The sequence below is a fragment of the Streptomyces sp. NPDC048248 genome (genome assembly GCF_043201875.1).
Lineage (GTDB): Bacteria > Actinomycetota > Actinomycetes > Streptomycetales > Streptomycetaceae > Streptomyces.
On the sequence record NZ_JBICZL010000003.1, the window covers coordinates 473876 to 489252 of the forward strand.

Annotated in this window: 12 protein-coding genes; 8 read left to right on the forward strand and 4 right to left on the reverse strand. The window is 69.8% G+C overall.

Annotation, left to right across the window (positions count from 1 at the left end):
• The first annotated feature begins 23 nt into the window (after positions 1 to 23).
• From ACGFZW_RS08160 to ACGFZW_RS08170, 3 genes are all read left to right on the forward strand, one after another.
• Positions 24 to 1274, forward strand: a complete 1251-nt coding sequence (locus ACGFZW_RS08160; RefSeq protein ID WP_393892210.1) for a sensor histidine kinase — start codon at positions 24 to 26, stop codon at positions 1272 to 1274.
• A complete protein-coding gene (locus ACGFZW_RS08165; RefSeq protein WP_393892211.1) occupies positions 1271 to 1957 on the forward strand; it encodes a response regulator in 687 nt (228 codons plus the stop codon). Before ACGFZW_RS08160 ends, ACGFZW_RS08165 begins: the two co-directional genes overlap by 4 nt.
• Positions 1958 to 2169: 212 nt before the next feature.
• Positions 2170 to 5340: an efflux RND transporter permease subunit gene (locus ACGFZW_RS08170; protein WP_393892212.1), complete on the forward strand. Its 3171-nt coding sequence runs from the start codon at positions 2170 to 2172 to the stop codon at positions 5338 to 5340.
• Between the two features lie 84 nt (positions 5341 to 5424).
• On the opposite strand, the gene nadA is transcribed toward ACGFZW_RS08170, so the two are convergent.
• A complete protein-coding gene (nadA, locus tag ACGFZW_RS08175; RefSeq protein ID WP_393892213.1) occupies positions 5425 to 6624 on the reverse strand; it encodes a quinolinate synthase NadA in 1200 nt (399 codons plus the stop codon).
• 339 nt (positions 6625 to 6963) lie between these two features.
• On the opposite strand from nadA, the gene ACGFZW_RS08180 reads away from it, so the two are divergent.
• Positions 6964 to 7317 carry an iron-sulfur cluster assembly accessory protein gene (locus tag ACGFZW_RS08180; RefSeq protein WP_362614785.1) on the forward strand — a complete coding sequence of 118 codons (354 nt, stop codon included), beginning with the start codon at positions 6964 to 6966 and terminating at the stop codon, positions 7315 to 7317.
• 62 nt (positions 7318 to 7379) lie between these two features.
• On the opposite strand, the gene ACGFZW_RS08185 is transcribed toward ACGFZW_RS08180, so the two are convergent.
• The gene (locus ACGFZW_RS08185; protein WP_393892214.1) at positions 7380 to 8903 is read right to left on the reverse strand and encodes a hypothetical protein; all 1524 of its coding nucleotides are present in this window, start codon (positions 8901 to 8903) and stop codon (positions 7380 to 7382) included.
• A gap of 105 nt (positions 8904 to 9008) precedes the next feature.
• Positions 9009 to 9233 carry a hypothetical protein gene (locus tag ACGFZW_RS08190; protein ID WP_393892215.1) on the reverse strand — a complete coding sequence of 75 codons (225 nt, stop codon included), beginning with the start codon at positions 9231 to 9233 and terminating at the stop codon, positions 9009 to 9011.
• 140 nt (positions 9234 to 9373) lie between these two features.
• Between ACGFZW_RS08190 and ACGFZW_RS08195 the strand changes: the two genes are divergently transcribed.
• Positions 9374 to 10348 (forward strand): carbohydrate kinase family protein, encoded by a 975-nt coding sequence (locus ACGFZW_RS08195; protein WP_393892216.1) that lies wholly within the window; start codon positions 9374 to 9376, stop codon positions 10346 to 10348.
• A gap of 14 nt (positions 10349 to 10362) precedes the next feature.
• Here ACGFZW_RS08195 and ACGFZW_RS08200 read toward each other — a convergent pair whose 3' ends face one another.
• The gene (locus ACGFZW_RS08200; RefSeq protein ID WP_393892217.1) at positions 10363 to 11832 is read right to left on the reverse strand and encodes a cysteine desulfurase/sulfurtransferase TusA family protein; all 1470 of its coding nucleotides are present in this window, start codon (positions 11830 to 11832) and stop codon (positions 10363 to 10365) included.
• 349 nt (positions 11833 to 12181) lie between these two features.
• Here ACGFZW_RS08200 and coxB point away from each other — a divergent pair, with 349 nt between their 5' ends.
• The 3 genes from coxB to ACGFZW_RS08215 are packed head-to-tail and all read left to right on the forward strand — an operon-like array spanning position 12182 to position 15272.
• Positions 12182 to 13144 (forward strand): cytochrome c oxidase subunit II, encoded by a 963-nt coding sequence (coxB, locus tag ACGFZW_RS08205; protein ID WP_393892218.1) that lies wholly within the window; start codon positions 12182 to 12184, stop codon positions 13142 to 13144.
• Positions 13141 to 14877, forward strand: a complete 1737-nt coding sequence (gene ctaD / locus ACGFZW_RS08210) for a cytochrome c oxidase subunit I (protein ID WP_393892219.1) — start codon at positions 13141 to 13143, stop codon at positions 14875 to 14877. Before coxB ends, ctaD begins: the two co-directional genes overlap by 4 nt.
• Positions 14874 to 15272 (forward strand): cytochrome c oxidase subunit 4, encoded by a 399-nt coding sequence (locus tag ACGFZW_RS08215; RefSeq protein ID WP_393892220.1) that lies wholly within the window; start codon positions 14874 to 14876, stop codon positions 15270 to 15272. The genes ctaD and ACGFZW_RS08215 overlap by 4 nt, the downstream gene beginning before the upstream one ends.
• Positions 15273 to 15377: the final 105 nt, after the last annotated feature.

A 15377-nucleotide genomic window follows, 5' to 3' on the forward strand; every position in this document is an offset into this window, starting at 1 on the left:
CCGGGGCGTTACCGTTTGCTCTTGTGACCTCACCCGAACCCGGCCAGGACGCGCCCCGCGTGGGCCGCTTCCCGTGGTACCGGACGCATCCGCTCGCGTTCGACGCCGTCCTGGCGGTGGGCGTCTTCGCGGCGATCCTGTGCGGCGCGGTCGCCGACCCGCACGGCCCGCACGGCCCGCGGTTCGGCGCCCGCGAGCTGTCGGCCACGACCGTGGTGCTGGCCGCCCTGGCCTGCTCCGCGCTGGTGCTGCGCCGCCGGCTGCCGCGATCGGTCCTGGCCGCCACCGGTTCGCTGACCATCGTCGAACTCGTCGTGCAGTCCAGCGATCCGCGGGCCCCCGTGGCGGCCTCCTCCGTGGTCGCCCTCTTCACCCTCGCCTCGCGCACCGACCGGCCCACCACCTGGCGGGTCGGCGCGCTGACCGTCGTCGTGCTGACCGCCGCCGCGATGCTCTACGGCGCGAGCTCCTGGTACGCGCAGGAGAACCTCGGGATCTTCGCCTGGACGGGCATGGCCGCGGCGGCGGGCGACGCGGTGCGCAGCCGCCGGGCCTACGTCAACGCCATCCGCGAGCGCGCCGAGCGGGCCGAGCGGACGCGGGAGGAGGAGGCCAGGCGCCGGGTCGCCGAGGAACGGATGCGCATCGCCCGCGAGCTGCACGACGTCGTCGCCCACCACATCGCGCTCGTCAATGTGCAGGCCGGTGTCGCCTCGCACGTCATGGACAACCGCCCCGACCAGGCCAAGCAGGCGCTGGCGCACGTACGCGAGGCGTCCCGCTCGGCGCTGGAGGAACTCCGCGCCACGGTCGGCCTGCTGCGCCAGTCCGACGACCCGAAGGCGCCGACCGAACCGGCGCCGGGGCTCGGCGTCCTGGACCAGCTCGTCGAGGGGTTCACCCGCGCCGGACTCCCCGTCGAACTGGAGATTCCCCGGCCGCCCGACGCCCTGCCCGCCTCCGTCGACCTCACCGCCTACCGGGTGGTCCAGGAGGCGCTGACCAACGTCCACAAGCACGCCGGCGAAGGCGCCCGCGCGACGGTGCGGATCGTCAGGTCCGACGCCGCGCTGTCGGTGACCGTCCTGGACGACGGCGCCGCGGCGGAGCCGGCCGGGCCGGAGGAGAACGGCGGCGGTCACGGACTGATCGGGATGCGCGAGCGGGTCTTCGCGCTCCGCGGCACGGTCGTGACCGGGCCGCGCGCCGACGGGGGATTCCAGGTGCGGGTCACCCTGCCGCTGCAAACCGTCCGTACGGGGGAGACCGCATGACGATCAAGGTACTGCTCGCCGACGACCAGACGCTGCTGCGCAGCGCGTTCCGCATACTCGTCGACTCCGAGCCCGACATGGAGGTGGTCGGGGAGGCGTCCGACGGCGCCCAGGCATACGAACTGGCCGCGTCGAGCGTCCCCGACGTGGTGCTGATGGACATCCGGATGCCAGGCGTGGACGGCCTCGCCGCCACCCGCATGATCAGCCAGGACCCGAAGCTGACCGGCGTGCGGGTGGTCATCCTGACCACCTTCGAGGTGGACGACTACGTGGTGCAGTCCCTGCGCGCCGGTGCGAGCGGCTTCCTGGGCAAGGGCGCCGAGCCCGACGAACTGCTGAGCGCCATCCGGATCGCGGCGGCCGGCGAGGCGCTGCTCTCCCCGGTCGCGACCAAGGGGCTGATCGCCAAGTTCCTCGCGCAGGGCGACAGTTCGGCCGACGGCGGTCCCGGTGGCCGCGGTGCCGAGCGGCTCTCGACGCTCACCGGCCGCGAGCGGGAGGTGCTGGTCCTGGTGGCCGGCGGGCTGTCCAACGACGAGATCGCCGAACAGCTGGCCGTCAGTCCGCTGACCGTCAAGACGCATGTGAACCGTGCGATGGCGAAACTCGGGGCCAGGGACCGGGCACAACTGGTGGTCATCGCGTACGAATCGGGACTCGTACGCCCACGGGTGCAGTGAGGGCGCGGGGCCCGTACTCCGAACGCTGTACGCCCCCGGCCCCGAAACCGACCTGCGAGCGAGGGAAAGCGGCCCTGCCAGGGGCGATGGTGTAGGTGGGCCGGTGCAGGCCCCCGGGGACGCGACCCGGACGGGGGCGGAGCAGGCCGCCGCGCCCCGGTCCTCCGGCGCGCCCCGGCCGACCCTTTCAGAACAGAAGAGAGACGTCACCCATGTCCTGGCTGTCCCGACTCAGCCTCGTACAACGGGGCCTGATAGCGCTGATGTCGATCGTGGCGATCGCCTTCGGCGCCATCGCGATACCCCAGCTCAAGCAGCAGCTCCTGCCCTCCATCGAACTCCCCATGGTGTCCGTGCTGGCGCCGTACCAGGGCGCGTCCCCCGACGTCGTCGAGAAGCAGGTGATCGAGCCGCTGGAGGACGGCATCCAGGCGGTCGACGGCATCAAGAGCGTCACCTCGACGTCGAGCGAGGGCTCCGGCGTCATCATGGCGCAGTTCGACTACGGCAACGACTCCAAGCGCCTGGTCGCCGATGTCCAGCAGGCTGTGAACCGGGCCCGTGCGCAGCTGCCGAAGGACGTCGACCCGCAGGTGGTGGCCGGCTCGACGGACGACATACCCACCGTCGTCCTCGCCCTCTCCTCCACCAGCAAGGACCAGCAGACCCTCGCCGACCAGCTGGACCGCAGCGTCGTCCCGGGTCTGAAGAACATCGACGGCGTCGGCCAGGTCACCGTGGACGGCGTGCAGGACCGGATCGTCGCGGTCACCCCCGACGACAAGAAGCTCGCCGCCTCCGGGCTGAGCGCCGCCGCCCTCGGCCAGGCGCTGGAGGCCGGTGGCACCTCGGTGCCGGCCGGCTCGTTCGCCGAGGACGGCCGGAGCAGGACCGTGCAGGTCGGCGCGGGATTCAGTTCGGTCCGTCAGATCCAGGATCTCATGATCGCCCCGAGCCCGGCGGCGGGCGCGTCCGCGGCCCCGGGCGGCGGCGCGGCCGAGCCGGTCCGGCTCGGTGACGTCGCGAACGTCAAGGAGAAGCCGGCGGCGCCGACCTCGCTGACCCGCACCGACGGCAAGCCCAGCCTCGCCGTCATGGTGACGATGGACCAGGACGGCAGCGCCGTCGCCATCTCCGACGCGGTCAAGGACAAGCTGCCCCAGATCCGTCAGGACCTCGGCAAGGGCACCGACGTCACGGTCGTCTCCGACCAGGGCCCGGCCGTCTCCAAGTCGATCGAGTCGCTGACCACCGAGGGCCTGCTCGGCCTGATCATGGCCGTGATCGTGATCCTGGTCTTCCTGCTGAGCCTGCGCTCCACGCTGGTGACGGCGGTCTCCATCCCGCTCTCCGTCGTCATCACCCTCATCGTCCTGTGGACCCAGGACCTTTCCCTGAACATGCTCACCCTCGGCGCGCTGACCATCGCCATCGGCCGCGTCGTCGACGACTCCATCGTCGTCCTGGAGAACATCAAGCGGCACCTGGGCTACGGCGAGGAGCGCCGCTCGGCCATCCTCACCGCCGTCCGTGAGGTCTCCGGAGCGATCACCTCCTCCACCCTCACCACCGTCGCCGTCTTCCTCCCCATCGGCGTGGTCGGCGGCATGGTCGGCGCCCTCTTCGGCTCCTTCTCGCTCACCGTCACCGTCGCCCTGCTCTCGTCCCTGATCGTGTCGCTGACGGTCGTGCCGGTGCTGTCGTACTGGTTCCTGCGCGCCCCGAAGATCCCCGAGGGCACCGACCCGGAGGAGCTGCGCCGCGCGGCGGAGGACAAGGAGACCCGCAGCCCCCTCCAGCGGATGTACGTCCCGGTGCTGCGCTTCGCCACCCGCCGCCGTGTCACCAGCCTGGTGATCGCGGCCGTCATCCTCATCGGCACCTTCGGCATGGGGCCGCTGCTGAAGACCAACTTCTTCGACCAGGGCGACCAGGACACCCTCACCGTCAAGCAGGAGCTGAAGCCCGGCACCAGCCTGGGCGCGGCCGACGCGCAGGCCAAGAAGGTCGAGAAGCTGCTGGCCGGCACCGACGGCGTCGAGGACTACCAGGTCACCGTCGGCTCCTCCGGCTTCATGGCGGCCTTCGGCGGCGGCACCGGCGCCAACCAGGCCTCCTACCAGCTCAAGCTCGCGTCCGACGCGGACTCCGGCAAGGTCTCCGACGACCTGCGGGCCGGGCTCGACAAGCTCGGCAAGGACATCGGCGAGACGACGGTCACCGCGGGCGGCGGCTTCGGCAGCCAGGACCTGAGCGTGGTGGTCAAGGCCGGTGACGCCGACGTCCTGCAGGCCGCCTCGGAGAAGGTGCGCAAGGCCGTCGCCGGTCTCGACGACGTCACCGATGTGCAGAGCGACCTGGCGCAGAGCGTGCCGCGGATCTCCGTCAAGGCCAACGCCAAGGCAGCGGCGGCCGGTTACAACCAGGCCACCCTCGGCGCGGCGGTCGCGCAGGCGGTCCGTGGTACCACCAGCGGCAAGGCGCTGCTGGACGACACCGAGCGCGACATCGTCATCATGGCGGCCCACCCGGCCACCACCGAGGCCGAGTTGCGCGACCTTGCCGTCCCGACGCCGGCAGGCCCGGTCGAACTCGGCGAGATCGCCACCGTGCGGACCGTCCCCGGCCCGGTCCAGAAGACCCGGATCGACGGCGCGCGCTCGGCGACGATCACCGCCAAGCCGACCGGTGACAACACCGGCGCGGTCAGCACCGCGCTGCAGAGCGAGATCAAGGCGCTCGACCTGCCGGACGGCGCGACCGCGGAGGTCGGCGGCGTCTCGCAGGACCAGACCGAAGCGTTCACCTCGCTCGGACTGGCCATGCTCGCGGCCATCGCGATCGTCTTCATGCTGCTGGTCGCGACCTTCAAGTCGCTGGTGCAGCCGCTGATCCTGCTGGTCTCGATTCCCTTCGCGGCGACCGGCGCGATCGGCCTGCTGGTCGCCACCGGCACCCCGCTGGGCGTGCCGGCGATGATCGGCATGCTGATGCTGATCGGCATCGTGGTCACCAACGCCATCGTGCTGATCGACCTGATCAACCAGTACCGGGCGCAGGGCCACGGCGTGGTGGAGGCGGTCATCGAGGGCGGCCGGCACCGGCTCCGCCCGATCCTGATGACGGCGCTCGCGACCATCTGCGCCCTGTTGCCGATGGCGCTGTCCATCACCGGGGACGGCGGTTTCATCTCGCAGCCCCTCGCGGTGGTGGTGATCGGCGGTCTGATCACCTCGACGCTGCTGACGCTGCTCCTCGTCCCGACGCTCTACGCCATGATCGAGCTGCGCAAGGAGCGCCGCGCGAAGAAGAAGGCGGCCGGGAAGGCGGACGAGACCCCGGCCGGGAAGGACGACCGCACACCGGAGCCGGCGGGCGTCTGACCGCCCCTCGGGCCACGTGGACGACACGAAGGGCCGGGCACGCACCTCAACGGTGCGGGCCCGGCCCTTCGGCTTCCGGCGCGCCTACGGCAGCGCCAGCATCCGCTCCAGCGCCAGCTTGGCGAAGCTCTCGGTCTCCTTGTCGACCTCGATGCGGTTGACGACCTTGCCGGCCGCCAGCGACTCCAGCGTCCAGACCAGGTGCGGCAGGTCGATGCGGTTCATGGTCGAGCAGAAGCAGACCGTCTTGTCGAGGAAGACGATCTCCTTGTCCTCCGCGGCGAACCGGTTCGCCAGCCGCCGGACGAGGTTCAGCTCGGTGCCGATCGCCCACTTCGAACCGGCGGGCGCGGCCTCCAGGGCCTTGATGATGTACTCCGTCGACCCGACGTGGTCTGCGGCCGCCACGACCTCGTTCTTGCACTCGGGGTGCACCAGGACGTTCACGCCGGGGATCCGTGCCCGCACGTCCTCGACCGACTCCAGCGAGAAGCGGCCGTGCACCGAGCAGTGCCCGCGCCACAGGATCATCTTGGCGTTCCGCAGCTGCTCGACGGTCAGCCCGCCGCCCGGCTTGTGCGGGTTGTAGACGACGCAGTCCTCCAGCGACATGCCCAGGTCGCGGACGGCGGTGTTGCGGCCCAGGTGCTGGTCGGGCAGGAAGAGCACCTTGCTCGTCGAGGGGTCTCCCTGCTCGAACGCCCACTCCAGCGCCCGCTTGGCGTTGGAGGAGGTGCAGATCGTGCCGCCGTGCTTGCCGGTGAACGCCTTGATGTCGGCCGAGGAGTTCATGTACGACACGGGCACGACCTGCTCGGCTATGCCGGCCTCGGTCAGCACGTCCCAGCACTCGGCGACCTGCTCGGCGCTGGCCATGTCGGCCATGGAGCAGCCCGCGGCCAGGTCGGGGAGGACGACCTGCTGGTCGTCGGTGGTGAGGATGTCCGCGGACTCCGCCATGAAGTGCACACCGCAGAAGACGATGTATTCGGCGTCCGGCCGTGCGGCGGCGTCCCGCGCCAGCTTGAAGGAGTCACCGGTCACATCGGCGAACTCGATGACCTCGTCCCGCTGGTAGTGGTGCCCGAGGATGAAGACCTTGTCCCCGAGCTTCGCCTTGGCCGCGCGGGCGCGCTCGACGAGGTCGGGGTCGGACGGAGCCGGCAGGTCGCCGGGGCAGTCCACGCCGCGCTCGCTCTTCGGATCGGCCTCGCGGCCGAGAAGGAGCAGCGCGAGCGGGCTCGGCTGGACGTCCAGGGGCTGGGCGGTGGTCACGACACGCACCCTCTCTTTTCTTCGATGAGCGCGGCGCAGCCGCACACCAGTGGAGCCGGTGCGTGCACACCGGGAGCCTTTTCGTCTATTTGACGCTATCTATCATAGCTCCTTCACGTCACTTTGACGATGGCCATTGTGTCGATGTGACGCATCCGCCCCGCCGCTCGTGCGGGCGGCCACAGTCAACCGCGCGCCGGTGTGCGAGCATGAAGAGAGAACCCTTGCGGGCAGTGTCCGGAAGGCTTCTCGACAAGTTGAGCCCAGCCGGAATTTATCCGGGAAGTCTTTGGTTGCAGAGTTCTGCATCCGATGACAAGCGGTCCGTACAACCCGGGAGAGATGTAGATGAGCGTTCAGGACGAGACCACCGTCAGCGACGGCATCATCCTGTCCGACGCGGCCGCGTCGAAGGTGAAGGGCCTGCTGGAGCAGGAAGGCCGGGACGACCTCGCGCTGCGGGTGGCCGTTCAGCCCGGTGGCTGCTCCGGACTGCGCTACCAGCTCTTCTTCGACGAGCGCTCGCTCGACGGTGACGTCGTGAAGGACTTCGACGGCGTCAAGGTCGTCACCGACCGGATGAGCGCCCCCTACCTGGGTGGTGCCTCGATCGACTTCGTGGACACCATCGAGAAGCAGGGCTTCACGATCGACAACCCGAACGCCACCGGCTCCTGCGCCTGCGGCGACTCCTTCAGTTAAGAGTCAGCGGGAAGAAAGGCGGCGCCCCGAGGGGCGCCGCCTTTCGCCGTTCCCGGCCCTCGTCACTGCTTCGGCACGGACTCACCGGTCGACACATCGACGACCTTCCGGCCGTCCAGTGGCTTGTCCAGCGTCACCGTCTTGGTGAACTCCTTGGCGATCTTGACGCAGACCTGGCCCGGCTTCTTGTCCTTGCCGGTCACCTTGGTCTTCACCGTCTTGCCCGACTCCTTGGCGCTGACCGAGTACGTGCTGCACACGCCGCCCCAGAAGTGCAGCGTGAGCGTCTTGCCGCCATCGGAGACGGCGTAGGACTCCAGCGCCATCGCCCCGGGCTTGCCGGAGGGCTTCTGCGGCGACTGCCCCGGGCTCTGCGACGCGCCGTAGTCGTCCCGGTGCGCCAGATACGCCGGGTCCACCGCCGGGTGCGCGACCGTCGACACCGCGTCCGGGCCGCCGTTGCTCGCGCCCGGCTGACGCACCTTGTACAGCCACGACGGCACCAGCGCCTGCCGGCCGTCCACGTACTGCACCGAGAGCCCGAAGGCCGCGCCGGTCACCTCGGCCGGCTTCTGTGCCCGCGTCGGCGCCGGCTCGCAGGGCGCGACACCGCCACCGCTGCGGCCCTTCTCGGTCTGCGGAGATGCGCAGTCACCGGGCTTGTTGCGGCCGTCCCGCGAGTTCAGCCGGTCCAGCGTTTTGTCCGCGTTCAGCACCGGATAGTCCGCGCCCTTGACCGGATTCGCCAACTGGCCGCTGCCGCCCACCACTTGGCCGTCCGAGCCGACCTGCAGATCGCTCTGCCAGCCGTACGTCGGCAGCCCGCCGAGCACCGGGTTCGCGGTCACGATCCGCACCGCGCCGGACAGTCCGCTCGCGTCCAACTTCGCGTCCTGTCGGCCGAGCGCCTTCAGCGCGGGCTGCACCGCCTGCTTCGCCTTCTCCTGCGACACCGCGCCCTTGCCGCTGCCGTCGTCCTCCGTCGAGGCGTCCCCGCCGCCGCGGTAGGACGGGCAGCCGGGCCGACTCGACGGGTCCGAGCCCTCCTCGGCATCGCCCTTGGGGTTCGCGGGCAGCGCGCAGTTCGTCCCGCCCGGGGTGCCGTACTGCGTGTACGTCCACGAGCCCGAGCCGGTCTTGTTCACCTGGAGGACGGGGCTGCGGGCATCCCGCGTCAGCCCTCCGACCTTCCAGGTGTTGCCCTCCGACCGGACCTTTCCGGCCACATCCAGAGCCTTGGCCAGCCGTTCCACGGCCGCCTTGCCGATCTGCCCCTGGGGGCGGTACACCGGCGCGGAGTCGGGCCCGTCCGGCAGCTTCTCCACCGCCCGGTAGTTCGCACCCTGCGGGTTGGGCTCCCCGGCGGCGATCCCGCCGCCGCCGTAGCCGTCGAGCGCCAGTGGCGGCGGGTCCTTCTTCGCCCCGGCGCCCGCGGCGGAGTCCCCGCCACTGGACGCGGACGACGCCCAGTACGCCGCGCCGCCCCCGGCGAGCAGCACCGCAGCGGCCATCGAGGCGACCACCAGGGGGGTGCGCCGCCTGCGCTCCGTGGACGTCGGGGTCTCGGTGGTGTCCTCGGTGTTCACCGCATCGCTCCTTCGGCTCCGCTGGACATCTGACGTGCCATCCTCCGTGAGGGGGACGCCGATGGGACGGGCCGGGGGTGCGTGCGGTTCCCTTCAGATGCCTGTTCAGTCGCCGTATTCGGACATACCGTCGACCAGTGCAGCGGAAGCCGCGGAGACCTTGATACCGCGCAGATCGGACGCGCTGCCCGGGGCCGGCGCGGACCGCTCACCGGCCTTCCAGTGCGGTGCCATCCGCGCGCAGTCCCCGCGCAGCTGGTCGAGCGACTCCGGGTCCCCGGTGGAAACCGCGGCGGAACGAGGGGTGACGGCTTTCACATTGTTGGCCATAGCGGAACGGTACGCACCCCTCGGCCTGCGGAGAAAGCCCTACTATTGGGTAGTTTTGTCAGGTAGGAGGGCCTCGTGCCACCGGGTAGCGTTGCTCTCCGTCCGCCCGCCCTCACGCCTTCCGCAGGAGCAGACCCGTCGTGCGTATCGCAGTCACCGGCTCCATCGCCACCGACCATCTGATGACCTTCCCCGGCCGCTTCGCCGACCAATTGGTCGCCGATCAGCTGCACACGGTCTCCCTCTCCTTCCTGGTCGACCAGCTCGACGTCCGCCGCGGCGGCGTCGCCGCCAACATCTGCTTCGGCATGGGCCAGCTCGGCACCGCGCCGATCCTGGTCGGTGCCGCGGGCAACGACTTCGAGGAGTACCGCGCCTGGCTGGACCGGCACGGCGTGGACACCCGCTCGGTGCGCATCTCCGAGGTCCTGCACACCGCGCGCTTCGTGTGCACCACCGACGCCGACCACAACCAGATCGGCTCCTTCTACACCGGCGCCATGAGCGAGGCCCGGCTGATCGAGCTGCACACCGTGGCCGAGCGGGTCGGCGGCCTCGACCTCGCACTGATCGGCGCGGACGACCCCGAGGCGATGATCCGGCACACCGAGGAGTGCCGCAGCCGCGCGATCCCCTTCGCTGCCGACTTCTCGCAGCAGATCGCCCGCATGGACGGCGAGGCCATCCGCACGCTCATGGAGGGCGCGGCCTACCTCTTCTCCAACGAGTACGAAAAGGGCCTGATCGAGTCCAAGACCGGCTGGACCTCCGACGAGATCCTCGCCAAGGTCGGCACCCGGGTGACGACCCTGGGCGCCAACGGCGTCCGCATCGAGCGGGTCGGCGAGCCCGCCATCGAGGTCGGCGTCCCGGAGGAGACCACCAAGGCCGACCCGACCGGCGTGGGCGACGCCTTCCGCGCCGGCTTCCTGTCCGGCCTGGCCTGGGGCGTCGGCCTGGAGCGCGCCGCGCAGGTCGGCTGCATGCTGGCGACGCTGGTCATCGAGACCGTCGGCACCCAGGAGTACGAGCTGCGCCGCAGCCACTTCCTCGACCGCTTCACCAAGGCATACGGCCACGAGGCCGCGGGCGAGATCCAGGCCCACCTGGGCTGAGCCGCCCGCACCGGTCAGACGCGGCGCCGCACGACGTACGCGGCGCCGCGTTCCGCTGCCCGTTCGCCGACGTACTCCTGCTCGCGCATCGCGCACCAGGCGGGAATGTCCAGCCGCGCCGCCTCGTCGTCGGACAGCACCGTCACGGTGTCACCGACCGCCACCAGGCCGATCACCTTCGCCAGCTCGATGACCGGGATCGGACAGCGCCTGCCGAGTGCGTCGACCACCATCCCGGTGGGGGAGTCGGAGCCGGCCGCCGGAGCCGTCGCGACCGCCGCCTCCGGCGTGCTTCCCGCTCCCGCCCCGTCCTCAGCGGCCGTGGCCGTCGCCGCGGACTCCCCGGCGGGCACACCCAGCCGCTCCCGCACCGAGCGCACCGTCTCCGGCAGCACCTCCAGGAACCGGTCCACCTCCGCCTCGGGCGTGCCGTACGGCAGCGAGACCCGCACATTGCCCTCGGACAGCACCCCCATCGCGCGCAGCACATGGCTCGGGATCAGCGTGCTGGAGGTGCACGAGGAACCCGACGAAACCGAGAAGCCCGCACGATCCAGCTCGTGCAGCAGCGTCTCCCCGTCCACATAGAGACACGAGAAGGTCACCATGTGCGGCAGCCGGTGAACCGGGTCGCCGACGACCTCCACATCCGGTACCAGCTCCGGCACCCGGGCCCGGATCGTCTCCACCAGCCCCCGCAGCCGCGCCCCTTCGTCCGGTCCGGACTCCGCGGCGGCGCGCACCGCCCGCAGGGACGCCGCCGCGGCCACGATCGCCGGGAGGTTCTCGAATCCGGGTGCGCGCCCCGACTCCCGCTCGTCCAGGGGCCCCTGGGGCGAGAACCGGGTGCCCTTACGGACCACGAGTAGTCCGACGCCGGGCGGTCCGCCCCACTTGTGCGCGCTCCCCGCCAGCAGCGACCAGGGGCCGGGGACCTTTCCCCACAACAGGGACTGTGCGGCGTCCACCAGGAGGGGCACGCCCGCCTCCCGGCAGAGCGCAGCTACCTCCTCGACCGGCTGTTCGGTTCCCACCTCGTGATTGGCGGACTGCAGGCAGGCGAGCGCGGTGTCCGCTTGCAGCGCGGCGGCGACCTCCTCGGCCGCCACCCGGCCGGCACGGTCCACGGCCACCTCCGACACCGTGCCGCCCGCGGCCGCGTGCACCGCCGCGGCGTGCAGCACCGCGGAGTGCTCGACCGCGGAGTGCAGCAACCGGCGCCCGACACGCCGACGGGCCGCGAGCGCGCCGAAAATTCCGGAATGTACGGCCTGCGTCCCCGAAGGGGTGAAAACCAGCTCGTCGGGGCGGCACCCCACGGCCTCCGCCGCCGCCTCCCGCGCGGCATCCAGCAGCAGCCGGGCCCGCCGTCCCTCGCGATAGAGGCGGGCCGGGTCGGCCCAGCCCTCGTCCAGGGAGGCGAGCAACGCGTCCCGGGCGACGGGATGCAGGGGAGCGGCGGATGCGGCGTCGAAGTAGGGCACGTACGAGACGTTAGATGACCGCCCGGGCCACCGCTCCAGGCGCAGGGCGCGGAGGCGGGCGGGCGGGCGAGAGGGCAGGGGGGCGCCGCCGGGCCGAGTGTCGGGCGCGTCGTCAGATGCCTGGTGGAAGCGGCGATTCGGGAGTTCTGAGGGCCGCGCGGGAAGGGCCCGGCCACCCCTTCGGGGTGCCGTGCGGCGCGTTGGGCACCCTCCCCGCGCGGCCCCAAATAGCGTCCAGTAGGGTTTGGTCCGCATAAACATCCAAACCCCTGCCCGTGCCAGGGCCGGCGACCGACCAGCGAGACGGCCGCAGCCGGTCTCGCGGGCGAGACTCTCGGGAAGGCGCTACGTGAGTCCCAACGGCTCCGACCGCTCGTCGCGGCGCCCGATGCGGCGGAAGCTGCCGCAGGTGCTTGCTGCGGGCCTGGTCCTGGCGACCGCGACTGGTTGCACATATAAGGACTTCCCCCGCCTCGGCATGCCAACGCCCGTCACCGACGAGGCGCCGCGGATCCTCTCTCTTTGGCAGGGCTCCTGGGCCGCCGCCCTCGCAACGGGCGTGCTGGTCTGGGGCCTGATCATCTGGAGCGTGATCTTCCACCGTCGCAGCAGGACCAAGGTGGAGGTCCCCGCGCAGACGCGGTACAACATGCCGATCGAGGCGTTGTACACGATCGTCCCGTTCATCATCATCGCGGTGCTTTTCTACTTCACCGCGCGTGATGAGAGCGAACTCCTCAAGACTTCCAAGAAGCCGGACCACGTCGTGAACGTGGTGGGCTTCCAGTGGAGCTGGGCGTTCAACTATCTGGAGGACGTGGACGGCAACAAGTCGACCTCGGCGATCGACTCCAAGGAACTCTCCGCCATCCCCGACAAGTGGAAGAAGAGTGCTCCCGCCGGCGCCGACGGCGTCTACGACGAGGGCACTCCGGGCGAGCGGAATCCGCAGACGGGCAACCCGGGGCCGACCCTGTGGCTGCCCAAGGGCGAGACCGTCCAGTTCGTCCTGACGTCGCGTGACGTCATCCACTCCTTCTGGGTGGTGCCCTTCCTGATGAAGCAGGACGTCATCCCGGGCCACACCAACGTCTTCGAGGTGACCCCGAACCACGAGGGCACCTTCATGGGCAAGTGCGCCGAGCTCTGCGGCGTCGACCACTCCCGGATGCTCTTCAACGTCAAGGTCGTCTCCCCCGAGCGGTACCGGGAGCACCTGAAGGACCTGGCGAAGAAGGGCCAGACCGGTTACCTGCCGTCGGGCATCGAGCAGACGGATCACGCCAGGAACGCGGAGACCAAAAACCAGTGAGCATCCTCAACGAACCTCAGGGTGCCGCCGCCGATTCGGCTCCGGCAGCACCGCCCGTACGCAAGAAGCAACCGGGTATCGCCGTGGTGAAGTGGCTCACGACCACTGACCACAAGACCATCGGCACGATGTACCTGGTCACGTCGTTCGCGTTTTTCTGCGTCGGCGGCCTGATGGCGCTCCTCATGCGCGCCGAGCTGGCCCGTCCCGGCACGCAGATCATGTCGAACGAGCAGTTCAACCAGGCGTTCACGATGCACGGCACGATCATGCTGCTGATGTTCGCGACGCCGCTGTTCGCCGGTTTCGCGAACTGGATCATGCCGCTGCAGATCGGCGCGCCCGACGTGGCGTTCCCGCGGCTGAACATGTTCGCCTACTGGCTCTATCTCTTCGGCTCGCTGATCGCTGTGGCCGGCTTCCTCACCCCGCAGGGTGCGGCGGACTTCGGCTGGTTCGCGTACTCGCCGCTCTCGGACGCGGTGCGTTCGCCGGGTGTCGGTGCGGACATGTGGATCATGGGTCTGGCCTTCTCGGGCTTCGGCACGATCCTCGGTTCGGTCAACTTCATCACGACGATCATCTGCATGCGTGCGCCTGGCATGACGATGTTCCGGATGCCGATCTTCACGTGGAACGTGCTGCTGACCGGTGTGCTGGTTCTGCTGGCGTTCCCGGTGCTGGCGGCGGCGCTGTTCGCGCTGGAGGCGGACCGTAAATTCGGTGCGCATGTCTTCGACGCGGCCAATGGTGGCGCTCTGTTGTGGCAGCACCTGTTCTGGTTCTTCGGGCATCCGGAGGTGTACATCATCGCGTTGCCGTTCTTCGGCATCGTTTCCGAGGTCATTCCGGTGTTCTCGCGGAAGCCGATGTTCGGTTACATCGGTCTGATCGCGGCGACGATTTCGATTGCCGGTCTTTCGGTGACGGTCTGGGCGCACCACATGTATGTGACGGGCGGCGTGTTGTTGCCGTTCTTCTCCTTCATGACGTTCCTGATCGCGGTGCCGACGGGTGTGAAGTTCTTCAACTGGATCGGCACGATGTGGAAGGGCTCGTTGTCCTTCGAGACGCCGATGCTGTGGGTGATCGGGTTCCTGATCACGTTCACCTTCGGTGGTCTGACGGGCGTCATCCTCGCGTCGCCCCCGATGGACTTCCACGTCTCCGACTCGTACTTCGTGGTGGCGCACTTCCACTACGTCGTCTTCGGCACGGTCGTCTTCGCGATGTTCGCCGGCTTCCACTTCTGGTGGCCGAAGTTCACCGGCAAGATGCTGGATGAGCGGCTGGGCAAGATCACGTTCTGGACGCTGTTCATCGGCTTCCACGGCACGTTCCTCGTCCAGCACTGGCTCGGCGCGGAAGGCATGCCGCGGCGTTACGCGGACTACCTCGCCGCTGACGGCTTCACGGCGCTGAACACCATCTCGACGATCAGCTCGTTCCTGCTGGGCCTGTCGATCCTGCCCTTCATGTACAACGTCTGGAAGACGGCGAAGTACGGCGAGAAGATCGAGGTCGACGACCCCTGGGGCTACGGCCGTTCGCTGGAATGGGCTACGTCCTGCCCGCCGCCGCGGCACAACTTCCTCACGCTGCCGCGCATCCGCTCCGAATCCCCGGCGTTCGACCTCCACCACCCGGAGATCGCCGCTCTGGAGGAGCTGGAGAAGCCCCACGGCTCCGAGGTCGCCAAGGCCGTCATCGGCGGTAAGGAGGAGGGCAAGTGAAGATCCAGGGCAAGATGTTCATCTGGCTCGCTGTCTTCGTCCTCGCCATGGCGGTCGTCTATGGCGTCTGGTCGAAGGAGCCCGCGGGTACCACCGCACTGTTCCTCGCCTTCGGTCTGTGCATCATGATCGGCTACTACCTGGCCTTCACGGCCCGGCGGGTGGACGCGGGTGCGCAGGACAACGAGAACGCCGAGGTCTCGGACGACGCGGGCGAGCTGGGCTTCTTCAGCCCGCACAGCTGGCAGCCGCTGTCCCTGGCCATCGGTGGCGCGCTCGCCTTCATGGGCGTCGTCTTCGGCTGGTGGCTGCTGTACTTCTCCATGCCGGTGATCCTCGTCGGTCTGTTCGGATGGGTTTTCGAGTACTACCGCGGTGAGAACCGCACGCAGTAAACGCGGCCCACAGGCCGTACGGGCGGGCCCGGACACCCCAACAGGTGTCCGGGCCCGCCCCTTTTGCGCCTTGAGGTCGACCCCATTTGCAGTCCTCCAACGGGC

Coding starts and splice junctions, on each gene's coding strand:
- ACGFZW_RS08165 (WP_393892211.1), top strand. CDS start 1,271: ATGACGATCAAGGTACTGCTCGCCGACGACCAGACGCTGCTGCGCAGC.
- ACGFZW_RS08170 (WP_393892212.1), top strand. CDS start 2,170: ATGTCCTGGCTGTCCCGACTCAGCCTCGTACAACGGGGCCTGATAGCG.
- ACGFZW_RS08180 (WP_362614785.1), top strand. CDS start 6,964: ATGAGCGTTCAGGACGAGACCACCGTCAGCGACGGCATCATCCTGTCC.
- ACGFZW_RS08190 (WP_393892215.1), bottom strand. CDS start 9,233: ATGGCCAACAATGTGAAAGCCGTCACCCCTCGTTCCGCCGCGGTTTCC.